The following is a 23,845-nucleotide window of genomic DNA, read 5'->3' as shown; positions in this document are numbered from 1 at the left end:
CCTTATGGGGAAAAATCCTGACCTACAAAAACCCACCGGGGTTGTGTTCCCGGCGGGGTTGGTTACCGGTTGGCCAGGTAGTTGTACACGGTGGCGCGTGTCACACCGTATTCTTTGGCTAGCGCTGTAACCGTTTCCCCTCCGGTTTTGCGTGCCCTGAGTTCTGCAACCTGTTGGTCGCTGAGTTTTGGTTTGCCCCCTTTGTATTTGCCCTGTTGTTGGGCAATTTTTATTCCCTCACGTTGACGTTCCAGAATCATGGACCGTTCAAACTCTGCAACCGCACCAAGCATAGACAACAGCATGGTGTTCATTGGGGAATCTTCACCCGTGAACGTTAGTGATTCTTTGACGAAACGTACACGAACACCGTCGGTGGTGAGCTGTTTTACGATGCTGCGCAAATCGTCAAGGTTTCTGGCCAACCGGTAACCAACCCCGCCGGGAACACAACCCCGGTGGGTTTTTGTAGGTCAGGATTTTTCCCCAAAACGGGGGAAAATTAACGGCCCAAATTTTACGGAAAAATCCGTAAAACCAATGGCTAGTACTTTTTGCCAAAAATGGCAAAAAGTACCGGCTCAGCTGTGAAACCCAACAAGGTACAGACCACAAGCTCAGGGGCTAGCAACCGAACCCACCACAGCCCCGGCGCGCCGGGGCATCAACAAACCCGGTTCACCGTATCCACAGGTGCCAAAACAACAACCGCAGCACACGAACCAGCGGGGCTAAGCCCCCGCAAAACCGAAGTCGAACACTGTGCAAGCAACGATCAGGAACAATCCACAGCTGCCACCACCGGAACACCACGGTCTAAGCGACGGGTAGCCTTTGCCATCTGCACAAGGCTGTTAGACGGGTTTAAGCCCCGTTGGGGCACCTCTGACACCTGTGACCGGTTCTAAGCCGTCTACGGGGCTTCTGGCAGCTCCGAACCGTTGGAACAACCGACTTAGACCATGAATAACCGCAGGTCATCCCGTCTCGCCAAATTTGGCGAGCACTCCGGGATAACGTCAGGACTTTTTAACAAGAATGTTAAAAACCCCGGGGCCGTCTGGAACGACTCCGGGGTTCGATACATTGCCCAAGCTTGCCTCGGGTGAAGCGTGCTTGGTTCAAGTCTTTGTAGAAGGACACCACTACAATAATCGGTTTTAGCCGTATGGTCAAATAAGGCCTTGAGCAGGGTAAATCTTTAGCCATAAGCTGCTCGGGGGTTAGCTCCGGTTGAACCTGCTTTAGGCGACGCTCGCATTCGATGAAATACTGGCGAGCTTGACGTCCACGGTCGTTGTTTTGAACCATGGACAATTCCTTAGCCATATCTAAGGTAATGATGTGGTCTTCTTGTCGGCGACCTCCAGAACTTTTACTCATTTTTGAGTAAAAGTCCTGACCTGCGACAAAGCCGTATTTTTTGATTAAGCGACCCATCCAGTCGTTGTACCGGGTGGTGACTTCCAGGAACTCGTGTAGGTCTCGGCCCATGACGACGTTACCCCCGTCTGGGTTGGTGTGTACTGGGATTAGTTCGTTGTTGCGCATGTAGGTGATGAGCAGGAGCGCTTGGTCACGGTTGAGAACTGCGACCGATCGCTTTTGTACACCTCCGGCTGTTTCAAAGGGTCGGATTTGAAATCCGACCCTTTGAAATTCCTCGAAGTCGGCGATATTGCCACGAACCAGCTTGATTATGCTGGCGTGATCGTTGCCGGTTCCCTCGGCGATTACTAAGGACGTTGTAGTCAGCTCCCCAGTCTCGGACTGTTGCACCATTGTTTCAGGGTGTTCTGATGCGAGATCGGGTACTCGATCAAGTAGTTTATTGTTTGCTGTCATACCTTTCCAAAAATGGAATGGTTGCTAGCGCTGGCCGTGGACGGCCGAAGCTAAGCCAGGACAACCCCGAAGCCTGTTCTACGGCAACAGCAAAACCCGGCGCGATAGCCACGCGCCGGGCCTGTACAGTCACCGCCACCGGAGGCTGTCAGACGCTGTGAACCTCAGGCATCGGCAAATACCTACCAACCAAGACAACGGACCCAACAAACTCTGCACAGGACATAAAAAACTTTGACGCATCAACCCGTTCCCTGAACCGGGTGCTGCCAGCCCTAAACCCGTCCCTGTCCTCTGCAACCAACGTGAACCCACCTTCGGGGTCTGCTAGCAGCAAAAACTTGTCACCCTTGTCAACGATCATTGTGACCTAAACCTCTTTCCTTGTTGCGAAAACGTTTACAGCAACCAGCACCGGAGCCACCAAAACCGTGTTCGATCAGTCCCGTTGCTGTGCACAGCGCCGGGAAAACCGGCGACCGTAAAACACAGCCGCAAAACCAACCGAAAACAGCCGCAACCGTGCACCGATTTTGGGCACGAATTGGGCACGCGCCGGGTGTAAGCTGGTTTCACCGGGAAAATTCAACGCAAAAACAGGGTTTAACCAGCGGTTTTAAAAACCGTTGGGGTCGCAGGTTCAAATCCTGTCAGTCCGACAATAGCCCTGGCAGGGCAATGTTTCAGGTTAGCCTTATCTGCTTCTTCCCTGTTCTGGGCAAGACATACTCACTATCCGAATCCCGGCAATCCTTCCGGAATCCGCCAAAGCTCTCTGCCGATAGGTGTGATTCTGGTTTGATAAGGCACGCTAGTATCCAGCTACTCATTGGTTCGTAATAAATAGAGACTTGGAAGTGCGGACGTTTTGTACCCCCATGACAAATATCATGGGTGATTTCATGACGATTTCCATACGGCCACGAATCCCCAGATCATTAGCGTTGTCCGTATGAAAGCAATGCAGCAAACACAAGCCATTGAAGTTTCGGGAGCGAGTAAAACCTTCAACGCACACTCTCGTTCACCGGTACACGCATTAAAGAACGTGGACCTTTCCGTTCAACGTGGTGAGATCGTCGCGTTGCTCGGAACCAACGGAGCAGGCAAGACTACCTTAGTGGACCTCATCTTAGGGCTTAGCAGACCGACGGCTGGAACCGTCGAAGTCTTGAACAACTCCCCCAAACTCGCAATTTATAGGCAGAACATCGGTGCGCTAATGCAAACCGGTGGGCTACTGCACGAAATGACGGTGCAGGACACTGTAAAGATGATCGCCGCTACCTTCCCCCGCCACCTACCGCTGGACGACGTTGTCAAGCAAGCCAACCTGGAGCCAATCTACACCCGCCGCGTCGGCAAATGCTCCGGCGGTGAGCAACAACGCATACGCTTCGCATTGGCCATTCTGGGTAACCCGGACATCCTCATCCTGGACGAGCCCACCGCGGGAATGGACGCAGGCGCGCGCAGCCAGTTTTGGCAATCGATGAGGCGCCAGTCTGAACAGGGCCGCACGATCATCTTCACCACCCATTACCTGAAAGAAGCTGAGGAGTTCGCCGAGCGCATCGTACTGATGCACAAAGGCGAAATCATCGCCGACGGCACCACCTATGAGCTGCAGAATATGAGCTCTGAGCGCATCGTCACCGCTGAGTTCCCAGGCGAAATCCCGGAACTCGCGGACATACCGGGCGTGACTGCTAATGAAATTCACGGCCATCATCTGCGTCTGGTGAGTCAGGACTCTGATGCTCTGGCCCGCTACCTGTTATCGGAAACTGATGCCCGCAATCTCAGCATCACCAATCCCAGCCTAGAAAACATGTTCCTTGAGCTGACAAACCAAAACCAGGAAATCTAACCCCATGAGCACTACACTAAAGTTTACCGGCCAGGAATTGCTGCGACTGCGCCGGGACATGACCACCTTGTTTTTCAGCGTTGTTTTGCCGGTCTTCTTTTATCTCGTTTTTGGCGCATCTCAGTCCTACGGCGCTCAGGAAATGAATGGCGGAAACGTCTCCGCCTTTGTCATGCTGGCCATGGCTTTGTACGCGGGCGTCGTCGGAGCGGTCGGTGCGGCTGGTTCGGCGCTCACTGATGATCGCAGTGGCTGGGGGCGGCAATTGGCTCTTACTCCACTGCGTAGTTGGCAACTCGCTTTCGCTAATACACTCAGCATCACGGTGCGTGCGGTGCTTCCTATCGCAGCGGTATTCATCGCCGGCGCTCTCACCAACGCACACTTGCAAGCAATTCAGTGGGCAATAAGTTTCTTCGCTTGTGTTATCTGTGCCATTCCCTTCGGATTTTACGGCTTAGCTTGGGTCTTGGTGGTTCCGAAAGAAAACACAGTGGCGATCGCCACGGCCTCCATCGTGATCCTTGCCTTCGCGGGAAACGTGTTCATCGGCCTCAGCGGCACCCTGCTGCAAATCGCTCGATTTACCCCAATGTACGGTGCAGTCACACTGGTGCGCTGGCCACTGGCCGAAGGTGCGCAGCTGCAGCCGACAGGAATGATCTTTGATCCTATGTGGTACTCCTGGGCTAACATCACGATATGGACGGCCGTATTTGTGACTTTCTGCCTGTTGATGCGCAACCGCGACAAGGAGCGCAACTAAATGAACCGTAGTGACAGTTTTCGACGAACTGACTTCATCTCTGCTTCGGTATCGCTCCTATTTTTGTCACCACTCATGGTGCAGGTGTACACCGCTCCACAGCTCAGTACCGGGGACAAGGCATGGGTCACCGTCTGCGTGGGGTCTTTTGCTGCCTTCTATAGCTTCGCCTTTGGCTCGCTGGATTATTTTCCGCGAGGTTGGGATCGGCAGCCGCGAGCGCTTCTCCGATGGAGCGTTCTGCTTGCAATTTCCCTGGCCACCGCACCGGTGATCAGCATAGGAGTAGCGAATTTCGCCCCATTTCTGGCCGCGATGTTGGGTTTCACCTTGCCGCTGAAGAAATCCCTGCCCATCGTAGTCGCGACCGGAGTAATCGGTGTCGCGGCAGTGTGGCTCTGGGCACCGCAAAACCCGATCTGGCCCGCCGTACTCCTTTTCGGTATACCGTTGGGGCTGGTGGTACCGTTGGGGCTGGTGGTGTTGGGCGCATTTATCCAATATGAAGAATCTCGCGACGAACTTCGACACAAGCTAGATCTAGCGCAGCAACGCGAAGATATCGCCACCGACGTCCACGACCTGTTAGGGCACTCCCTGACGGTTATCAACTTGAAATCCGAGGTCGCACGACGAGCCATCGATTCTAATCCTGAGCAGGCACGGCAGGAACTGAACGAGATCAGCGAGCTATCGCGCACGGGGCTAGCCGAAGTTCGCTCCACCGTGACCCGCATGCGCACCCCCACCTTCGCTGGCGAACTGCAAGCAGCACGCCGGGCTTTGCAAACTAAAGAAATTACTGCGCACCTACCCGAGCCGTTAACGACACCGGGCGCTCACGATTCGGTGTTTTCCTGGGCTCTACGAGAGCTCACGACGAACGTGCTACGACATTCGGGAGCGACTGAGTGCTGGATAAGTATCACAAACACTAAGCTGCAGGTAAAAGATAACGGCTGTGGTTTTCAATGCCAGTGGACGCATACGAAGGGCGGGCTGTCAGGCTTGCGCGACAGAATTGAAGCCGCCGGCGGACGGCTGATCATACAACGCAAAGAGGGACTTAGCACCGTGCTAGTTTCCATGAGCGATGACAACACACTGATCGATAACGGCGCTGTGACAGAGGAATCTACCCCATGACCCCACCGATCCGAGTACTAATCGCCGAAGACCAATCGCTGGTACGCGGCGCGCTGGTCGCGCTGGTAAACGCGGAATCAGATATCGAGGTTGTGGCCGAATGCTCCACTGGCACAGAGGCTGTGCGCCTCGTGCGGGAAAAATCGATTGATGTAGCCCTGTTAGATATCGAAATGCCTGGGCTCAACGGGTTGGATGCAGCAGCGGAGCTTTCTTATGAGGCGTGCCGTTGCATAATCGTCACAACTTTCGGCAGAGCCGGGTACGTCAAACGTGCAATGGAAGTCGGGGTGGATGGGTTCGTCGTCAAGGACACCCCACCAGAACAGCTTGCCGACGCTATCCGCCGGGTCCAGGCCGGCATGCGCGTGATAGACCCAACGCTTGCACAAGAAAGTTTATTGACGCCCGATAATCCCCTGAGCAAGCGCGAAATTGAGGTATGCCAACAGCTATTCGAGGGTAAAAACTCGACTGCCATAGCCAGAGCGTTGTTTCTGTCACCGGGAACGGTGCGTAACCATATTTCCAGCATCATGGCGAAAACGGGAGCGGGTAACCGTTACGAAGCGGCATACCTGGCGAAGAAGAACGGCTGGATCTAAAAATTGGATTGCTCAGTGCCCGACATAATGGGGTATACAGTTCGACACCCCGCCGCTAGTAGAACTAGCAACGGGGCGTCGAATGCTTCTGCTGATCAGACCAGCAGCTGAGCGCGGCGGCTATACTGCGAAGCCAAGAGCACGCAATTGTTCACGACCTTCGTCCGTGATCATCTGTGGGCCCCATGGCGGCATCCATACCCAGTTAAGCTCGAGCTCATCGCACTTGGTGTTAGCAACTACGGCTTGCTCAGCCTGTTCAGCGATGACATCGGTCAATGGGCAGGCCGGCGACGTGAGCGTCATGTTAATGACGCAACGTGTCTTTCCGTCCTTTTCTTCAATCCAAAGGTCATATACCAAGCCCAGATCAACAACGTTGATCCCCAACTCCGGGTCGATGACGTCGCGAAGAAATTCTTCGCAGTCATACGCCAAGCTCAGTTGTTCTTCTGTCTGCTCCGGTTTTTCGCGTGCACCATCAAATGAGGAATTCTCATTCTGGTACGGATCAACCGGCTGGTCAGAAGATTGTGTTTGAGTATTCTCAGACATTATTTCTCCAATTCATTCAGCGCATCCGCGGTCGCGGATTGGAACGCTTTCCAACCCAACAGAGCGCACTTCACGCGGGCTGGATACTTCGAGACACCAGAAAACGCGACTCCATCTCCAATGATGTCTTCGTCTCCTTCAGCTTTGCCTCGTGAGGTGATCATCCGCTCAAACTCAGCGAGCTTTTCCATCGCGCGGTCACGAGACATACCAATGATCTCTTCCGCCATTACCGAGGTCGACGCCTGCGAGATTGAGCATCCAACAGCGTCGTACGAGACGTCCTCGACGGTCTGCCCGTCATCGGACAACTGCACCCGCAGCGTGAGCTCATCGCCACACGATGGGTTCACGTGGTGGACTTCTGCCTGATACGGCTCACGTAATCCCCGGTGTTGCGGGTTTTTATAGTGATCTAGAATCACTTCCTGATACATCGATTCGAGATTCATCTAGATCAGACTCCAAAAAATTCTTGAGCATGCACGATGCCGTCGGCAAGCGCATCGATTTCTTCGGTGGTGTTATACAAGTAAAAACTTGCACGCGCAGTGGACTGCATTCCCAGGCTGCGGTGTGCCGGCCAGGCGCAATGGTGACCGACTCGCACGCACACCCCGCGATCATCCAGTACCTGACCTAAATCATGCGGGTGTACCCCATCCACTACAAACGATACTGCCCCGCCCCGGTTTTCTGTATCCAGCGGACCTGCAATCTGAACTCCAGGAATGGCAGAGAGTTTCTCCAAACAGTATTTGGTTAGTTCTTGCTCATGCGCGTGGATTTCGTCCATCCCGATTTCTTGTAAGAACTTGACGGCTGCCCCCAAACCAACAACTTGGCTGGTCATCTGGGTTCCCGCCTCAAACCGCTGCGGTGGTTCGGCGAAAGTCGTCTTTTCCATTTTCACGACTTCAATCATGGAGCCGCCGGTCAAAAATGGCGGCAACTTCGCCAGTAGATCTGGTTTGCCGTACAAGACGCCAACCCCAGAAGGACCGCACATCTTGTGGCCCGAAAACGCGGCAAAGTCCACATCCAACTCCCGGAAATCAACGGGCATATGCGGCACCGACTGGCAGGCATCCAAGACCACCAATGCGTCAACCGCGCGAGCACGCCGGACAACTTCGTGAACGTCGACCACTGCACCAGTGACGTTGGACTGATGGGTGACCGCAACCACTTTCACGGATTCATCGAGCTCAAGTGAATCCAAGTCAATGCGGCCGTCGTCCGTGGTCCGGTACCACTTGAGAGTGGCACCAGTTTTCTCACACAACTCCTGCCAAGGAACCAAGTTAGCGTGATGTTCCAGCTCGCTAACCACCACGGTATCGCCTTCGCCGACGCACAGGTCCTCGGAGCGGGGGTCAGCGAAGGTGAATGCAACCAGGTTCAATGCCTCTGTCGCGTTCTTTGTGAACGCAATTTCAGCACCGTCTACACCGACGAAGTTGGCGATGGCCTCACGAGCATCCTCGTAGGCGTCGGTAGCTTCCTCAGCCAATTGGTAGGCACCGCGGTGCACGGGCGCGAAAGAATTCAGGACGAATTCCTTTTCCGCTTCCCACACCACCTCGGGGCGTTGCGAGGTCGCGCCAGAATCCAGATAGACCAAAGGATTATCGCCGCGAACCGTACGCGACAGGATCGGAAAGTGTTTCCGAATTGCGTCGGTATCCAAAGTAGACATCGAGATGTTAAACCTAGTTTCTTCGTTTCTTCGTATCAGCGCAAACGTGGCCAGAGGAAGTTACTGGCTGCGTTTACATGAACTGATCGTAACCGCTGGACTCAAGGGTGTCGGCCAATTCAGCACCGCCAGTTTCGACGATACGTCCTTTAGCAAACACGTGAACGAAATCAGGGTTGACGTAGTTCAAGATGCGCTTGTAGTGGGTGATCATCATGATTCCGCCATTGGTTTCGTCCTGGTAACGGTTGATTCCGTCAGAGACGATACGCAACGCGTCAACGTCAAGGCCGGAGTCAGTTTCGTCCATGATGGCGAATTTTGGCTTCAGCAGACCCAGCTGCAGTACTTCGTGGCGCTTCTTCTCACCACCGGAGAAGCCTTCGTTGACCGAGCGCTCACCGAAGGACTTATCGATGGACAGCGCCTCACGGGCTTCGTTGACTTCCTTGACCCATTCACGCAGCTTTGGTGCTTCGCCGCGAACGGCAGATACTGCCGAACGCATAAAGTTCGACGAAGAAACGCCAGGAACTTCGGTTGGGTACTGCATGGCAAGGAACAGGCCGGCCTGCGCGCGCTCGTCGACTTCCATCTCTAGGATGTTTTCACCGTCGAGAAGTACTTCGCCCTCAGTGATTTCGTAACGAGGGTGACCCGACAAGGCGTAAGCCAAGGTCGACTTGCCGGAGCCGTTTGGCCCCATGATGGCATGAGTTTCGCCCGACTTGATGGTCAGGTTGACGCCTTTCAGAATTGGCTTTGGCTCTGCGGTCTCATCCGACGGCAGCACCTGAGCGTGCAGATTCTTAATTTCCAAGGTAGACATAGCTCACTCTTTCCGTGGTTATAGGTCGTGCGTGTAGGGGCGACTGGAGCCGCTGCCCTAGCGATTTCGATTTCGTGTTATGCCGAGATGCTTGCGAGTTCGTCGTCGACTCGCTTTGCCAAGTCTTCGCGCAAGTTCTGCACTGGAATGCGGTTGATGATCTCCAAGAAGAAGCCACGGATAATCAAACGACGTGCCTCTCCTTCTGGGATACCGCGCGACATCAAGTAATAAACCTGCTCGTCGTCGAACCTGCCGACGGTTGCGGCGTGACCAGCTCCAGCGATCTCGCCGGTTTCGATTTCCAAGTTCGGGATCGCATCTGCGCGGGCACCATCGGTCAGCAAGAGGTTGCGGTTAACCTCGTAGGTGTCGGTGTTTTCTGCGTTTGAGCGAATCAGAATATCGCCAACCCAGCACGAGCGGGCGTCTGGCTTGGAGGAGCCCGGTGCTCCCTGAATCGCGCCCTTGTACATGACGTTGGAACGGCACGATGGCTGCGAGTGATCCATCAGCAGGCGGTTTTCGAAGTACTGCCCTTCGGAAGCGTAGTACACGCCCAGCAATTCCGCATCGCCACCTGGCGCACGGAAACCGACGCGAGGAACCATGCGAACGATCTCGCCGCCGAAGATGGCTGCGTTGTGGCGCAGGGTTGCGTCGCGTCCCAGAGAAGCAACCTGGTGTGACAGGTGCACTGCATCATCATCCCAATCGGCATCAACCACGACGTTGACGTGGGCGCCGTCGCCGATGACAAATTCCACGTTGTCTGCGTGCGTGCCAGAGCCCTGGTAGTTCAATACGACGGTGACCTCAGCATGGTTGCCGATCTCTACCGAAGTAGCACCGAAGGACGTCACATCGTCGCCTGCACCGGTGATCGTAATGACCACGGCATCGTCGTACTGCTTGTCGCCGTCAATGGTGATGACCTGACCAGCGGGCATCGAAGTCCAAGCTTGCGCTGCGACACGGTCTGCCGGTGCGCCCGCACGTCCCAGACGGGAATCGTCCGGAGCAACTTTTTCGCTCTTGACGCCGCCTTGTTCGCTTACGCTGATGTTTTGTTCCACGGCCTCAGAAAAAGTGCCATCGTGTAATCCCCGCAAGCTACGCAATGAGATATAGCGCCACACTTCGTCACGACCACTTGGCACCTGGAAATCATCGACGTTAAATGACGTGAACTGGTCGCCCTTCGTGGCCGCTTTCGTGGTGTTGAATTCGTTAGAGTTAACCAATTTAGCCCACGGATCCTTCCATTTGTAGTTCGATCAGACGGTTCAATTCGAGTGCATATTCCATTGGCAACTCTTTCGCGATTGGCTCGACAAATCCGCGCACAATCATTGCCATTGCTTCTTCTTCGGCGATACCGCGCGACATCAAGTAGAACAATTGTTCTTCAGAAACCTGCGAAACCGTAGCCTCATGCCCCAAAGTGACATATTCGTTACGAATGTCATTGTATGGGTAGGTGTCGGTACGCGAGATTGAATCAACCAGTAGCGCGTCACACTCAATGTTCGACGTCGAGTGCTTCGCGTTCTTGTTGATCTGCACGAGACCTCGGTACGAAGCACGGCCGCCTGCACGGGCAACAGACTTGGACACGACGTTGGAGGAAGTGCGTGGTGCCATATGTACCATCTTGGCGCCCGTGTCCTGGAACTGATTTTCGCCAGCAAACGCTACGGACAAAACTTCACCCTTGGCACCTTCACCGGTCATCCATACGGCCGGATATTTCATGGTGACCTTCGAACCGATGTTGCCGTCAACCCATTCCATGGTTGCGCCTTCTTCAGCCTTAGCGCGCTTAGTAACCAGGTTATAAACGTTTTGAGACCAGTTTTGGATGGTCGTGTAACGGCAACGAGCATTCTTCTTGACGACGATTTCTACGACCGCAGAGTGCAACGAATCCGATTTGTAGATCGGTGCGGTGCAACCTTCGACGTAATGGACATAGGCATCTTCATCAACGATGATCAAGGTGCGCTCAAACTGGCCCATGTTTTCGGTATTGATACGGAAATACGCCTGCAACGGAATATCGACATGCACGCCCTTCGGTACATAAATGAAAGAGCCGCCAGACCAGACAGAAGTATTCAACGCAGAGAACTTGTTGTCACCGGCTGGGATGACAGAGCCGAAGTATTCTTTAAAGAGATCTTCGTATTCCCGCAGGCCAGTATCAGTGTCTACGAAAATGACACCTTTCTCCTCCAGGTCCTCGCGGATCTGGTGGTAAACAACCTCAGATTCATACTGCGCTGCAACGCCCGCAACCAACCGCTGCTTTTCTGCTTCTGGGATGCCGAGTTTGTCATAAGTAGCCTTAATGTCTTCTGGGAGGTCTTCCCAGGAAGCAGCTTGGCCCTCAGTCGAAGAGACGTAGTATTTAATCTGATCGAAGTCGATATCCGACAGATCAGCGCCCCACGTAGGCATTGGTTTCTTTTCAAAGATGCGGTAAGCCTTCAGACGAGCTTCGAGCATCCACTCTGGCTCATTCTTACGGCGTGAGATGTCGCGGACTACTTCTTCGCTAATGCCACGTTCAGCGGATGCGCCCGCGGCGTCGGAGTCGTGCCAGCCGTACTCGTAGGCACCGATCGAATCGATAATCTCATCATCGGTCATCTGCGGAGTCTCTGGCTTAGGTTGTGCCTGAGTCATGACCAGCTCCTTTCATGATGGTTTGTGATTGCGTCAAGGGAATATTCGTGGTGCAAATACCGTGGCCTTCCGCGATGGTAGCCAAGGGCTGCACGTGTTGGCTCAGAAGCGAAGTAATGACCTCATGCTCGGCTTCACACAATTCTGGGTGTTCTGCCGCAACGTGAGCGATGGGGCAATGATGCTGGCACATCTGGATGCCTGATTCCGACGGGCGCACCGTCGATATGTAACCATGTGCGCTCAACGTTTCCGCTAACTGTTTGGCGGTGTGCTCCACCGCATGTTCATCAACTTGCTCCTCAGCGTCATCTGGGGATGTCGCTGGTGTTATTTTATCGAGGATTTTCCGGACACGCTGCCGTGCGAAAGCACGGACCGCATCTGCCCCTCCAGCTTCACGCAGAGCTTCCAGAGCATCCGATGCCAATAGGTCGTAGGAGTGCCCGAAATATGCACGTCCTCGATCAGTTAAGCGGAAGTGTTTTGCGGGCCGACCCCGCGTCTGCCCTCGCGGGCGACGGTGCACGGTTTCCGTCAATCCATCCTCCACCAAAATGTCCAGGTGTCTGCGCACACCCGCGGCCGAAAGGCCGAGATGATCACCAAGCATTCCAGCCGTAATCGGCCCTTGCTTGAGCAGCAAGTGCATTACTTGGCGACGGGTATCGCCATCAGTAGTACGTGTTTCTTTTCCAGTCAGCCCAGTAGCTTCGCCGGAACCTTTGTCACTATCGACACTTCTGTCGGGCATAGTCGCCATCATGCACCTCCTTAGCCCTTAACGGTGATTCACCTTTTGACAACACTAGTGTTCCTTAAATATCGCGCAGTGTCCAGCTGGAGTGGGTTATACCCAGCCCCAACCAGCTGGCCATATTCATCAAAAACTATGACTTTCCACGCCGAGATGAAATCGCTATCGCCCATACCCTGCCAAAGCAGAACCGACAGGGTTACAGCTACCCGAGGAATATGACTAAAATAGGCTTCCGTGAATTTGCGCACGCTGAACCCTTGGCCCTCCATCCGCGCGGTTTTACCGCGAGTGGGCACAGCTGGATCACGCTCTGCGCAGCTCTCCGACGCCACGCAAAAACCTCCGGTACACCAGGAGCCCACGCCCCGGGAGGCTCGGTTATTTCGTCTTTGGCAATGGATGGGCACGGTTGCGACTCTTCTGATCGGCTTGGGAGGACTCGGTGCAGGTGCTCTTCCCGTAGTTAACAACCCATATTCGGATTTTCCGTTGGGTTCGTTAATGGCCCGTATGCTGCAGACCTCCTCTGCATTAGTCATGCTGGGGATCGGAATTTTAGTATTCTCGTGGGTTGCTATGGCTCGATTTGTCGGAATTAGTTTCCGTTTCGACTCTGCGCAGCGTCTCACGATTGGCACCGGCGAGTTAAAACTAACTTTGGTCGCCTGGTCGGTGCCATTGGTGTTTACAGCTCCTCTATTTACACAAGACATTTATTCTTACCTGGCGAATGGCTCAATCGTTGCGCAGGGCTTGAGCCCGTATGAAGCAGGACCGGTGGAACTTCTCGGGACTGAAAACGCGTTGGCACGCTCAGTGCCTTTTATCTGGGCGCAATCCCCTTCCCCATATGGCCCCGTAGCTTTGGGCATCGCTGCTGCGATCAGCCAGCTAACTAGCGACGGAATCGTATTCGGTGTTCTCGCGCACCGCCTAATTTCCCTAGTGGGTATCATCGCGATGGCTTGGGCGCTTGCCAAGCTTGCGAGACGTTGTGGAATCGCCCCAGAAGCTGCCTTATGGCTTGGAGTGCTCAACCCCGTGGTCATGCTTCACTTGCTGGGTGGCATTCACAACGAAGCAGTTTTATTGGGCTTCCTCTTGGTTGGCATAGAACTAGCCCTTCGCGGTATTGACAATCCGAGTTCGGCACGGCGATGGGGCTTATTATTCGCCGGCGGATTTCTACTTGCGTGCGCCGGGATGGTCAAGGTTACCGGCTTTATCGCTTTGGGTTTCGTCGGCATGGCACTGGCACGTTGGCTGGCGAACAACGGCATGCACCGCTGGCTAGCGGTCGTCTTGGCAGCTGGTTTCTACCTTGTAACGCTTGTGGTCAGCATCGCTGTGATCACACTAATTACTGGTATCGATCTCGGTTGGATCAGTGCGCAAGGCGGGGCTGCGACCATCCGCAGTTGGCTGTCTTTAACAACAGCATTGGGAGTGATCAGCGGTTTTATTGGCACAGTGCTGGGGTTGGGAGACCACACAGAGTCCATTTTGGTAATCACCCGCACTCTTGGTGTGGTGGTGTCAGGAATTTTCCTGCTCCGCATGCTCTTCGCCACTTTTCGGGGAGCTATCCATCCGGTCGGGGGGCTTGGTATGGCAACTCTCGTGTTAGTCATATTTTTTCCGGTTGTACACCCGTGGTACCTACTGTGGGCAATCGTTCCACTAGCCGCATGGGCCAACCGTGCCGTATTCCGGGTTCTGGTCACAATCTATTGCGTCATAGTGAGCTTCTTAACTTTGCCCCGCGGAATGGCACTGCCGCCGGAAGTTGTTGCTGGTATTTACGCACAAGCACTGCTCACTGCCCTGGTCATAACCAGTATCGTTACCGTTGTTTCCTACCTGCTTCGGCATCGCAAAACTTCTCCCCTACAATGAGTGACGTGCATAAAACTTTCGATGGCTTCGAGGACTCCACGGCCAACAGCTCGCCCGCCGTGGTGCTCGACAACGTCAGCAAACGTTTTGCTGATACCTCTGCAGTCGATGCACTCAACCTCACGGTTCCGCGCGGGCGCATCGTTTCCCTGCTTGGCCCAAACGGTGCAGGTAAAACTACCACCATCGAAATGTGCGAGGGCTTCACGCAACCATCTTCTGGACGCATTGAAGTCCTTGGCATGAACCCAGCTACGGAACCAGATAAAGTCCGTCAGCGCATCGGCATGATGCTGCAAGGCGGAGGTGGTTATTCCGGCGCTACCGTTTCTGAACAACTCAATTTGGCTGCGAAGTATTACGCCAACCCCCATGACCCCGAATGGCTGATCGACCTGGTTGGTTTACGCCCGCACAGTACAACCACTTACCGCCGACTTTCCGGTGGTCAACAGCAACGTCTTTCTCTAGCTTTGGCTCTTCTGCCCAGGCCAGAACTCATTTTTCTCGATGAACCAACCGCTGGCATGGATGCCCAAGCACGACGCTTAACCTGGGAACTCATCGAAGCCCTTCGTAGAGATGGCGTCACGGTCGTTTTAACCACCCATTTGCTTGACGAAGCTGAACGGCTCTCTGATTACATCTACATTATGGATCACGGCCAATTGCAAATTTCAGGCACACCTCAAGAGCTGCTCGCCCAATCAACGGGAGAAAGTCTAACGTTTACCACGGACACTGCGCTTGCCGACGACATGTTGCCTTCCGACTGGTCACTCAGCTCCATTGGTCACAACCGTTACCTCTTACATTCAACACCTACCCCGGAGTTAATCGAACAACTTGGTACAACCATGGCCGCGCACAAGATCTTGCTGCGCGAATTAAATGTCACTGCCCGCAGCCTAGAAGATGTCTTTCTAGCCGTTACTGAGGACGTTGATGACCGCACATAGTTTTCCTGCTGGAACTTTTAGCCCTGCACCGCTCCCGGCTTCGTTCCTCCGTATCGTCGGTGCACAGACCCGAATGGAAACCTCGCTGATTCTGCGCCACGGCGAACAATTGCTACTAAATATCGTTGTTCCTTTAGCAATTTTGGTTGGAGCAGCGTTTGTCCCGTTTTTGGGGGAAGAACGCGGCCTCGACGAAATTTTTCCTATGGTTTTAGCGGTTGCTGCTATGGGATCCGGTTTTACTGGGCAAGCCATTGCCGTGGCCTTCGACAGACGCTACGGTGCTTTGAAAAGAGCAGGAGCTTCCGGGGTGCCGCGCACCGCGATCATTGTCGGCAAAATCACCGCGATTGTTATCGTGACGCTGATACAAGCAATTGTGCTTGCAATTACAGCTGGAATTCTCGGGTTTCGCGCTAGCTTCGCAGAGATCCTTTTGACGCTCGTCGTATTACTACTCTCTACTGCCAGCTTTACTGCTTTCGGGCTATTGCTCGGCGGGACATTGGCAGCTGAAAAAGTCCTTGGCTTGGGCAACTTTTTGTGGCTGGTTTTACTAGGAGTCGTTGGCTGGGTTCTGTACGCACAAGGTTTGGGCAGCAACGGGTTATGGACATTGGTTCCCTCTGTTGCAGTAGCTTCCGGGCTCGCTGAAGGCTTACGCGGAATCATCCCTATCACCGAGCTGCTGATCATCATCGCCTGGGGGTTAGCAGCTGCGGGATTGGCGATCAAGAAATTTCGATTCTCCTAACCCAGAATTGACTTAACTTCCGGAACATTGTTCTGTGGCAACAAAGGACTGCCAGCATCGTGTGAAATGTGGGCAACGACTCAACATATCCACCGTCCGCACGTTCGGAACCTGTGTATTCACCGAGTAGGATAATCGTTGTGAACACCGTAAATCAGCAGGCAGATAGTACCGGAGTAGCTATGTCAACGAGCCCAGAAACGAGCCAGACAGCTAACAGTCCGCATTTCAGCCCCAGCCTGAAATGGCAGAGGCGTCTTGCGCTAATACTGTTGCTCTCCCAGGCGGGAATTACGGTTTCTGGATCTATCGTACGTGTGACTGGATCAGGATTAGGCTGCGATACTTGGCCGAATTGTCAGGAAGGTTCTTTGGTCCCGGTCGCTGGCGCACAGCCTTGGGTTCATCAAATTATCGAATTTGGTAACCGTCTGCTGACTTTCGTGGTCGTAGCTGCAGCAATCGCGGTGTTGGTTGCGCTAAAGACAGCTGGCAGGCGCCGTGAGCTTAAAGCCTATGGTGCTGCATCAATTCTAGGTATCGTCCTGCAAGCGGTAATCGGCGGAATTTCCGTGCATATGGAGTTGCATTGGTGGACTGTTGCATTGCACTTCCTGCCCTCTATGGTCTTGGTCTGGATAGCTGCGCTACTCTACTCCCGGATCGCGGAAGATGATTCACAATCACCACAACGAATTTTCGCGGCGCACACCCGGCAATTTGCAGCTCTTGCCGCCGGCGCACTATCAATTGTGCTGATCACGGGCACAATGGTGACCGGTTCCGGACCGCATTCCGGTGATGCGGATGCCGGTATGAAAGGTCGCCTAGAACTAGATACTGAAGTATTAGCGGTAGTCCATGCCGTGTGCATGTATGCCTATCTTTTGTTGACACTACTCGTCGTGTGGCAGCTGTATAAGCAAAAAGCGCCGCAGCGTGCGAAATATACTGCGTGGGTCCTAGTCACGGTAATTATTATTCAATGGGGCATCGGTGTAGCACAGTTCTATCTTGGAGTCCCACGTTGGACCGTACCTTTTCACATCGCGATGAGTTCGGTGGTCGTAGCCTTTACCGCTGCTTTGTGGGCTCGGGGTTACGCACGTCCACGGTTCCAGTTGGACTATTCTGCCCGTGAAACATGCAGCTCGTCTGGCTTAGTCTCACAGAGAAAAGGCTCCAATTAACCCGGGCACGCACCAACCACCGGACTAACTAACCCACGCAACGCCCACAGACTGTAACCTCGATAACTATGAAGGCAATACAGATTACTCGCACCGGCGGCCCGGAAGTGCTCCAGATCGCTGAGGTCGAAAGCCCAACACCGTCCGACGATCAAGTCCTCGTAGACGTGCTCGTTGCCGGAGTTAACTACATCGACACCTACTACCGTGAAGGCATTTACTCAGCCACGACGCCGTTTATTCCTGGATTCGAAGGCGTTGGCCGTGTTCTCCACGATCCTATTGGGAAGATCGCTAGCGGCACTATGGTCGCGTGGAATACCGCGTTCGGCTCCTATGCCGAACAGGTATGTGTCGCCAGAGACAAGCTAGTTGCGGTACCAAACGATTTCGATTTATCCACCGCCGCTTCCATGCTGCTACAAGGCATTACCGCGCATTATCTCACACACGGTGTCTATGAGCTTGCCGACGGCGACAACTGCGTGATCACCGCCGGTGCCGGTGGTGTCGGCCTGTTGGCTACGCAATTTGCTGCAGCAGCCGGCGCAAATGTTTACACCGTAGTCTCTTCCGATGAAAAAGAAGAATTGTCCTACCAAGCAGGAGCTACTCATGTATTACGTTATGGCCCGGAGTTAGCCAACCAGGTACGAGAATTAACTGCGGGAAAGGGCGTCGACGTAGTCTACGACGGCGTAGGCAAGGACACCTTTGAACAATCATTAAATATGGTTCGTAATCGCGGGACTGTCTGCTTGTTTGGTGCAGCTTCCGGCCCGGTTGCCCCTATTGATCCACAGATTTTAAATGAGAAAGGCTCTATATTTCTCACACGACCATCTGTGGCCGGGTGGACTAGTCGAGAGGGCGAATTCCAGATGCGGGCACAAGCAGTCGTACAAGCCGTCGTCGATGGGGATCTAAAGTTCCGGGTGAGCGATTCTTATCCATTGGAAGAAGCTGCACAAGCGCACCGTGATTTACAAGACCGGAAGACCACTGGTTCTATTGTTCTGCGGGTCCAAGAAGTGATCTAAAAAAGAGAATTGAATCGCCCAAATTCGGTGAGACACCGCTCAAATGCAAGCCTACAGGCAACTAAGCTAGAAACGGTGTCCACCCAATAATGGCGTCAACGGACAAGCTCAAGAACAAAATCGCTAGATAATTATTCGACCAGATGAACAGCGCCATGGGTTGTACCTTGGCGCCTTTTTTCACCCCTTGGTGTAGACGACTGGCCATGTAGAGAAACACGGCTGCCGTACTGACCGAGCCAACGAGATAGATCCAGGATGCGGCTGGGATCAGCGCGAAAGAAGTAATCACCATTGCCACTGAATAAAGCAGAATTTGACGGGTAACTTCAGATTCCTTGGCAACGACCGGCAGCATTGGAATGCCAGCACGCTTGTAATCCTCTTTGTATTTCATGGCCAAGGCCCAGGTGTGCGGTGGGGTCCAGAAGAAGATGATCAAGAAAAGCGCGATCGCTTGCCACCATCGCGCTGGTTCTCCTGCCGGAGCGTTATCGGTAATGACTGCCCAACCGACCATGACAGGCATGCACCCCGCAAGCCCGCCCCACACAATATTTTGCGAGGTTCGCCGTTTCAGGAACTTGGTATACACCACGATGTAGTGCACATTCGTCAAAATAACGAATAAGGCCGCCAACCAAGAATTCGCTAATATCCCCAGCCACAGCACAGAAATGACTAGTAACAGGGAACCGAAAACAGCAGCTTCCCGTTTAGAAACGACATCATTGACTAACGGTCGTCCGCGAGTGCGTTTCATCTGCTGGTCTAGCTCATAGTCGGCAACCATGTTGAAGGTATGCGCCGCTGAGGCCCCCATCCAGCCGCCCAACAAAGTAAGTATGATCAGGCCAAAGTTATTGGATATCGCTTCTGTACCGCGCTCCGCTTGCAGCATGGCAGGAAGCGCAGCCACCAAGAGCAGTTCAATAATCCGCGGCTTGGTTAACGCGAAATATGCCTTGATCTTTCCCAAGGAAAAATCCTCCAACAACGTGCCAAATAAGTCCCTCTATGTTTGCCACCAGTCGGACTCCAGCGGCACTAGAGAGAGTCGTTTACAAAGGGCGGAAAGTTCCCACCAACTTTAGGCGGATAGAAACTGACTGTCCCGAACCACCATAGCCTACATGCCACCCACCGTGCGGCTCATAATCGCGTGCAAGTACACAAAACTCTGAATCTACCTTTAGACTAAGGGGCACACCATTGTTTTCACCGTTGCAAACAGATTGATGCGAGGAACCAGCTGTGTCACTGTCCCCCAAGCTTAAAGCTAAAACCATTCGTCGCTACCCGAGTGACTGGAGCGAGACGGATACCCGCGCTGTAGATACGGTGCGGTTATTAGCCGCCGACGCGGTGCAAAATTGCGGTTCTGGACACCCGGGCACCGCAATGTCACTCGCCCCGTTGGCTTACACGCTTTATCAGCGTGTGCTGAAACACAACCCGGCCGACCCGCAGTGGGCCGGGCGTGACCGTTTCGTGCTGTCTGTCGGCCATTCATCTCTGACACAATACATTCAGCTTTTCCTGGGTGGCTTTGGCTTAGAGCTGGATGATCTGAAGCAACTGCGTACCTGGGGCTCGTTGACACCAGGGCACCCCGAATACGGACACACCAACGGTGTAGAGATCACGACTGGACCTCTCGGACAAGGCCTAGCTTCCTCCGTCGGTATGGCGATGGCCGCTCGCAAAGAGCGCGGCCTATTCGACCCTGATGCACCTGCCGGACAATCTCCATTCGACCATTATGTTTACACCATTTGTTCCGACGGTGATGTGCAAGAAGGCGTCACGGCCGAAGCATGTTCCCTGGCGGGTACGCAACAGCTGGGCAACTTGATCGTCTTTTGGGATGACAACAACATCTCCATCGAGGATGACACCGACATCGCTTTCTCTGAGTCTGTGGCCAAACGCTACGAAGCCTACGGTTGGCAGGTGCTTGAGGTGGGTTCTGGAGAAGACGTTGCTGCACTAGAACAGGCGGTCAAGCTCGCGAAGCAAGATACTTTGCGCCCGACTTTTATCCGGGTGCAAACGGTTATCGCCTACCCTGCGCCAAATGCTATGAATACCGGTGCCTCACATGGTGCAGCACTTGGTGAAGAAGAAATCCAGGCGACCAAAAAATTCCTTGGCTTTGACCCTGATGAGCACTTTCACGTCGACGAAAAAGTGCTTGCACACACCCGCGAGCTAGTTAGCCGCGGCACCAAAGCGCAACAAGAATGGCAGCAGCGTTTCGACGCCTGGGCCAAGAAAAACCCAGAACGCAAAGAACTCTTCGACCGCATGGCGGCATACGAGTTACCAGAAAACTTCGGCGAAGATATGCCCGTTTGGGAAGCCGATTCTAAAGGCATTGCTACGCGTAAGGCCTCCGCAGAGGTAATTCAAGTCCTCGCAGCACAGTTGCCAGAGCTTTGGGGCGGCTCGGCGGACTTGGCTGGTTCCAACAACACTGTCATCAAGGGGGCACCTTCGTTCGGCCCGCAATCAATCTCTACGGATATGTGGCAAGCTGACCCGTTACACGGTCGCAATCTACACTTCGGCATCCGTGAGCATGGCATGGCAGCGATCATGAATGGTATTGCCTTACACGGCCACACCCGTGTTTACGGGGGAACATTCTTGATTTTCTCGGAATACATGTACCCGGCGGTTCGCCTGGGAGCCCTGATGGGCACCGACACCTACTACGTATGGACCCACGACTCCATCGGCTTGGGCGAAGATGGCCCAACTCACCAGCCGGTTGAGACCTTGGCCGCGCTACGCGCTATTCCAAATCTCGCGGTCATCCGCCCGGCGGACGCCAATGAAACTACACAGGCATGGGTATCCGCGATGCGCAAGGAGAAAGGCCCGAAGGGGCTAGCATTAACCCGGCAAAACGTCCCAGTGCTGGAGGGAACCGCCGAAAAGGCCTCCGGAGGCGTCGCAAAGGGTGCTTATGTTTTGGTGGAAGCTTCGGCTTCGCCAGAGCTCATTCTGATTGCTACGGGCTCCGAGGTACACCTCGCTGTGGCCGCTGCCGAACGCTTAGAAGCTGAAGGCACACCAACACGTGTCGTTTCTGCGCCTTGTTTGGAATGGTTCGAACAGCAAGACGAAAACTACCGCGAATCAGTTCTCCCACGTGAAGTTACTGCGCGAGTATCCATTGAAGCTGGTCTCGCCATGCCATGGCACAAATACACTGCACCGTTTGGTCGGCAGATTTCTCTGGAACATTACGGTGCCTCTGCCCCAGCAGAAGAACTCTTTGCAAAGTTTGGCTTTACCGTCGACAATGTAGTGGCCGAAGCCAAGAAGGCACTGGAACAAGCCCCCGCAGCTAACAAAGTTCCTGGTTGGGGCAACACTGCAGACAATAACGATGACACTTCGGTGAGCGCAGACGCAGCCTCTATTACCGCTTCTGCTAGCTCGGTAACACCGGCACAGGCCATCGATTCTGCCGACGCCGACACTGCCTTGGCAGAGCTGGCAGCTGTTGGTACCGCAACTTGGTTGGATGATCTTTCTCGTGAGCGCATAGTGTCCGGAAATTTAAAAGAGCTCATCGAAACCAAGTCGGTATTGGGCGTAACTACTAATCCCTCGATTTTCTCTGCTGCAATGAGCAAGGGGGATTCCTATGACGCGGATATTGCACGTCTGGCCACACGTGACATCTCTGCCGACCAAGCTGTCTATGAGCTTGCTATTTCCGACGTGCAAAATGCTTGCGACATCTTGTCTTCGGTCTATCAGCGTACTGGCGGCGCCGATGGACGCGTATCGATCGAGGTGGACCCGCGAATTTCTGCGGACACGGACAAAACTTTGCAGCAAGCACGCGACCTATGGAAGCGCGTCGACCGCAACAACGCGATGATCAAGATTCCAGCAACACCAGAAGGGCTGCCAGCCATCACTGCTGCGCTCGCGGAAGGCATCTCGGTCAACGTGACCTTGATTTTCTCTGTAGAACGGTACCGAGAAGTTATCCAGGCGTACAAGGAAGGCATTGCGCAAGCCAGGGAAAACGGTCTTGATCTTTCCAAGATCCATTCGGTTGCGTCTTTCTTCGTTTCCCGTATCGATACCGAAGTGGATAAGCGCCTCGAGCAGATTGGCACGGAAGAAGCACGCAACTTGCGCGGGCAGGCAGGCATTGCCAATGCACGGCGCGCGTACGCACTATTTATCGAGGAATTCCAAAACTTCGATATTCCAGGTGCGCACAAGCAACGTCCATTATGGGCATCTACCGGAGTAAAAAATTCCGACTACCCTGCTGACATGTACGTCACGGAACTGGCAGGCCCAGACACTGTCAACACTATGCCGGAAGCAACACTCGAAGCGGTTCTAAATGGCGGTACTATCAATGGCGATACTTTGACTGGCGCGGGTGATAAGGCTGAAGCTATTTTCCGCAAATTAGAATCTGCAGGCATTGATTTCGCAGATGTCTATGCGAAGCTCGAACTCGAAGGCATCGATAAGTTCGTGAACGCATGGGAAGAACTGCTGGAATCCATGTCTCAACGGCTGCGTTAACCAAACCACGCCAGTTAAACAGCACGACAACCGCCCAAATCCGGGCTAAGAAAGGACATTCGCCTGTGACGTCGAATCCTTGGCATAACCCCCTGCGCAACCCGCACGATTCCCGACTGCCGAGGATCGCCGGCCCTTCGGGCATGGTGATTTTTGGAGTCACAGGCGATCTGGCCTACAAAAAGCTTCTGCCTGCTATCTACGACCTAGCAAACCGCGGGTTATTGTCGTCGGCATTCATCTTGGTTGGTTTCGGCCGCCGAGATTGGTCTAACCAAGATTTTGTGGACTACGTGAAGAAGGCAGTCCAAGATGGCGCACGCACACCATTCCGTGAAAATGTGTGGCGCCAGCTTGCTTCCGGAATGGAATTTGTAATCGGTGGTTTCGATGATGACGGTTTTGACTGCTTAGCTGAACGTATTTCCGAAGTTGACGAGCAGCGCGGATTGTTCGTTGTGCCCGAAAGGCTTTTCAATGATGACACGGCGCCATGCCCCTGGTTGCGCATTCACCATGTTTGTGCGCTCGAGCTGGTGACATACCTCGGAGAAAAAACTCGGTGGAATGGATAAATAATAAGCCCAGTTACCAGCAGTACCGCGCTGCTCGTCAACTTCGGAAATACGTTCAGCTAAGCAGTCAAAACCGTCATCATCGAAACCACCGATTACAAA

The 23,845-nt window shown here is 53.8% G+C and carries 20 protein-coding genes and 3 pseudogenes; 12 read left to right on the top strand and 11 right to left on the bottom strand.

What is annotated here, in order from left to right; genetic code table 11:
* Window positions 1–62 precede the first annotated feature (62 nt).
* A pseudogene (locus A5774_RS08885) lies at window positions 63–428 on the bottom strand (recombinase family protein); the annotation flags it as partial.
* A 613-nt stretch (window positions 429–1,041) separates the two neighbouring features.
* Window positions 1,042–1,845 carry an antA/AntB antirepressor family protein gene (locus A5774_RS08880; RefSeq protein WP_064834436.1) on the bottom strand — a complete coding sequence of 268 codons (804 nt, stop codon included), beginning with the start codon at window positions 1,843–1,845 and terminating at the stop codon, window positions 1,042–1,044.
* A gap of 952 nt (window positions 1,846–2,797) precedes the next feature.
* On the opposite strand from A5774_RS08880, the gene A5774_RS08870 reads away from it, so the two are divergent.
* From A5774_RS08870 to A5774_RS08855, 4 genes are read left to right on the top strand one after another with little or no spacing between them, the layout of a single operon-like run.
* Window positions 2,798–3,715 carry an ABC transporter ATP-binding protein gene (locus A5774_RS08870; RefSeq protein WP_024272921.1) on the top strand — a complete coding sequence of 306 codons (918 nt, stop codon included), beginning with the start codon at window positions 2,798–2,800 and terminating at the stop codon, window positions 3,713–3,715.
* Window positions 3,716–3,719: 4 nt separating this feature from the next.
* A complete protein-coding gene (locus tag A5774_RS08865) occupies window positions 3,720–4,481 on the top strand; it encodes a hypothetical protein (RefSeq protein ID WP_021353937.1) in 762 nt (253 codons plus the stop codon).
* Entirely contained in the window at window positions 4,482–5,627 is a 1,146-nt protein-coding gene (locus tag A5774_RS08860; RefSeq protein WP_064834432.1) for a sensor histidine kinase, read from the top strand.
* Window positions 5,624–6,232, top strand: a complete 609-nt coding sequence (locus tag A5774_RS08855) for a response regulator transcription factor (RefSeq protein WP_021353939.1) — start codon at window positions 5,624–5,626, stop codon at window positions 6,230–6,232. Before A5774_RS08860 ends, A5774_RS08855 begins: the two co-directional genes overlap by 4 nt.
* A 120-nt stretch (window positions 6,233–6,352) precedes the next feature.
* Here the strand turns inward: A5774_RS08855 and A5774_RS08850 are convergent, their stop codons facing one another.
* The 7 genes from A5774_RS08850 to A5774_RS08820 form a co-directional block, all read right to left on the bottom strand.
* On the bottom strand, window positions 6,353–6,787 hold the full coding sequence (locus tag A5774_RS08850; protein WP_021353940.1) for a metal-sulfur cluster assembly factor: 435 nt from the start codon (window positions 6,785–6,787) through the stop codon (window positions 6,353–6,355).
* Window positions 6,787–7,239, bottom strand: a complete 453-nt coding sequence (gene sufU / locus A5774_RS08845; RefSeq protein ID WP_018119579.1) for a Fe-S cluster assembly sulfur transfer protein SufU — start codon at window positions 7,237–7,239, stop codon at window positions 6,787–6,789. The genes A5774_RS08850 and sufU overlap by 1 nt, the downstream gene beginning before the upstream one ends.
* A gap of 5 nt (window positions 7,240–7,244) precedes the next feature.
* Entirely contained in the window at window positions 7,245–8,486 is a 1,242-nt protein-coding gene (locus A5774_RS08840; RefSeq protein WP_023019450.1) for a cysteine desulfurase, read from the bottom strand.
* Window positions 8,487–8,559: 73 nt separating this feature from the next.
* On the bottom strand, window positions 8,560–9,315 hold the full coding sequence (sufC, locus tag A5774_RS08835; protein WP_021353942.1) for a Fe-S cluster assembly ATPase SufC: 756 nt from the start codon (window positions 9,313–9,315) through the stop codon (window positions 8,560–8,562).
* A gap of 77 nt (window positions 9,316–9,392) precedes the next feature.
* Window positions 9,393–10,559, bottom strand: a complete 1,167-nt coding sequence (sufD, locus tag A5774_RS08830; RefSeq protein WP_021353943.1) for a Fe-S cluster assembly protein SufD — start codon at window positions 10,557–10,559, stop codon at window positions 9,393–9,395.
* Window position 10,560: 1 nt separating this feature from the next.
* Complete coding sequence (gene sufB, locus A5774_RS08825; RefSeq protein ID WP_023019448.1) at window positions 10,561–12,003, bottom strand: Fe-S cluster assembly protein SufB; 1,443 nt, start codon at window positions 12,001–12,003, stop codon at window positions 10,561–10,563.
* Window positions 11,984–12,757: a metalloregulator ArsR/SmtB family transcription factor gene (locus A5774_RS08820; protein ID WP_051137471.1), complete on the bottom strand. Its 774-nt coding sequence runs from the start codon at window positions 12,755–12,757 to the stop codon at window positions 11,984–11,986. Before A5774_RS08820 ends, sufB begins: the two co-directional genes overlap by 20 nt.
* A gap of 240 nt (window positions 12,758–12,997) precedes the next feature.
* Between A5774_RS08820 and mptB the strand changes: the two genes are divergently transcribed.
* From mptB to A5774_RS08795, 5 genes are all read left to right on the top strand, one after another.
* Entirely contained in the window at window positions 12,998–14,659 is a 1,662-nt protein-coding gene (gene mptB, locus A5774_RS08815) for a polyprenol phosphomannose-dependent alpha 1,6 mannosyltransferase MptB (RefSeq protein ID WP_064834430.1), read from the top strand.
* A complete protein-coding gene (locus A5774_RS08810) occupies window positions 14,656–15,618 on the top strand; it encodes an ABC transporter ATP-binding protein (protein WP_023019444.1) in 963 nt (320 codons plus the stop codon). The genes mptB and A5774_RS08810 overlap by 4 nt, the downstream gene beginning before the upstream one ends.
* Window positions 15,605–16,372, top strand: coding sequence for an ABC transporter permease (locus tag A5774_RS08805; RefSeq protein ID WP_027017945.1), 768 nt, complete (start codon window positions 15,605–15,607; stop codon window positions 16,370–16,372). Before A5774_RS08810 ends, A5774_RS08805 begins: the two co-directional genes overlap by 14 nt.
* A gap of 182 nt (window positions 16,373–16,554) precedes the next feature.
* Window positions 16,555–17,562, top strand: coding sequence for a heme A synthase (locus A5774_RS08800; protein ID WP_082936184.1), 1,008 nt, complete (start codon window positions 16,555–16,557; stop codon window positions 17,560–17,562).
* A 68-nt stretch (window positions 17,563–17,630) separates the two neighbouring features.
* Window positions 17,631–18,602, top strand: a complete 972-nt coding sequence (locus A5774_RS08795) for a quinone oxidoreductase (protein WP_064834425.1) — start codon at window positions 17,631–17,633, stop codon at window positions 18,600–18,602.
* Between the two features lie 61 nt (window positions 18,603–18,663).
* On the opposite strand, the gene A5774_RS08790 is transcribed toward A5774_RS08795, so the two are convergent.
* Window positions 18,664–19,599 carry a heme o synthase gene (locus A5774_RS08790; RefSeq protein ID WP_027017943.1) on the bottom strand — a complete coding sequence of 312 codons (936 nt, stop codon included), beginning with the start codon at window positions 19,597–19,599 and terminating at the stop codon, window positions 18,664–18,666.
* A gap of 257 nt (window positions 19,600–19,856) precedes the next feature.
* On the opposite strand from A5774_RS08790, the pseudogene tkt reads away from it, so the two are divergent.
* The 3 genes and pseudogenes from tkt to A5774_RS12030 all read left to right on the top strand — a co-directional run.
* A pseudogene (tkt, locus tag A5774_RS11775) lies at window positions 19,857–21,950 on the top strand (transketolase); the annotation flags it as partial.
* A gap of 60 nt (window positions 21,951–22,010) precedes the next feature.
* Complete coding sequence (gene tal, locus A5774_RS11770; RefSeq protein WP_242760858.1) at window positions 22,011–23,168, top strand: transaldolase; 1,158 nt, start codon at window positions 22,011–22,013, stop codon at window positions 23,166–23,168.
* Window positions 23,126–23,617: pseudogene (locus tag A5774_RS12030) on the top strand (hypothetical protein); the annotation flags it as partial. The gene tal and the pseudogene A5774_RS12030, both read left to right, overlap by 43 nt.
* Here the strand turns inward: A5774_RS12030 and A5774_RS10995 are convergent.
* On the bottom strand, window positions 23,579–23,794 hold the full coding sequence (locus A5774_RS10995) for a hypothetical protein (RefSeq protein WP_369815550.1): 216 nt from the start codon (window positions 23,792–23,794) through the stop codon (window positions 23,579–23,581). The pseudogene A5774_RS12030 and the gene A5774_RS10995 overlap by 39 nt on opposite strands.
* Window positions 23,795–23,845: the final 51 nt, after the last annotated feature.

The organism is Corynebacterium sp. EPI-003-04-2554_SCH2473622 (assembly GCF_001665955.1).
In the GTDB taxonomy this organism is placed as follows: domain Bacteria; phylum Actinomycetota; class Actinomycetes; order Mycobacteriales; family Mycobacteriaceae; genus Corynebacterium; species Corynebacterium pseudodiphtheriticum.
Note: the sequence above shows the minus strand (reverse complement) of the source record. Positions and strands in the feature narration are given on the sequence as shown.

Bases quoted from the DNA above. Each gene is read 5' to 3' on its own strand.
- A5774_RS08880 (WP_064834436.1), bottom strand. From the start codon at position 1,845: ATGACAGCAAACAATAAACTACTTGATCGAGTACCCGATCTCGCATCA.
- A5774_RS08870 (WP_024272921.1), top strand. From the start codon at position 2,798: ATGAAAGCAATGCAGCAAACACAAGCCATTGAAGTTTCGGGAGCGAGT.
- A5774_RS08865 (WP_021353937.1), top strand. From the start codon at position 3,720: ATGAGCACTACACTAAAGTTTACCGGCCAGGAATTGCTGCGACTGCGC.
- A5774_RS08860 (WP_064834432.1), top strand. From the start codon at position 4,482: ATGAACCGTAGTGACAGTTTTCGACGAACTGACTTCATCTCTGCTTCG.
- A5774_RS08855 (WP_021353939.1), top strand. From the start codon at position 5,624: ATGACCCCACCGATCCGAGTACTAATCGCCGAAGACCAATCGCTGGTA.
- A5774_RS08850 (WP_021353940.1), bottom strand. From the start codon at position 6,787: ATGTCTGAGAATACTCAAACACAATCTTCTGACCAGCCGGTTGATCCG.
- sufU (WP_018119579.1), bottom strand. From the start codon at position 7,239: ATGAATCTCGAATCGATGTATCAGGAAGTGATTCTAGATCACTATAAA.
- A5774_RS08840 (WP_023019450.1), bottom strand. From the start codon at position 8,486: ATGTCTACTTTGGATACCGACGCAATTCGGAAACACTTTCCGATCCTG.
- sufC (WP_021353942.1), bottom strand. From the start codon at position 9,315: ATGTCTACCTTGGAAATTAAGAATCTGCACGCTCAGGTGCTGCCGTCG.
- sufB (WP_023019448.1), bottom strand. From the start codon at position 12,003: ATGACTCAGGCACAACCTAAGCCAGAGACTCCGCAGATGACCGATGAT.
- A5774_RS08820 (WP_051137471.1), bottom strand. From the start codon at position 12,757: ATGCCCGACAGAAGTGTCGATAGTGACAAAGGTTCCGGCGAAGCTACT.
- A5774_RS08810 (WP_023019444.1), top strand. From the start codon at position 14,656: ATGAGTGACGTGCATAAAACTTTCGATGGCTTCGAGGACTCCACGGCC.
- A5774_RS08805 (WP_027017945.1), top strand. From the start codon at position 15,605: ATGACCGCACATAGTTTTCCTGCTGGAACTTTTAGCCCTGCACCGCTC.
- A5774_RS08800 (WP_082936184.1), top strand. From the start codon at position 16,555: ATGTCAACGAGCCCAGAAACGAGCCAGACAGCTAACAGTCCGCATTTC.
- A5774_RS08795 (WP_064834425.1), top strand. From the start codon at position 17,631: ATGAAGGCAATACAGATTACTCGCACCGGCGGCCCGGAAGTGCTCCAG.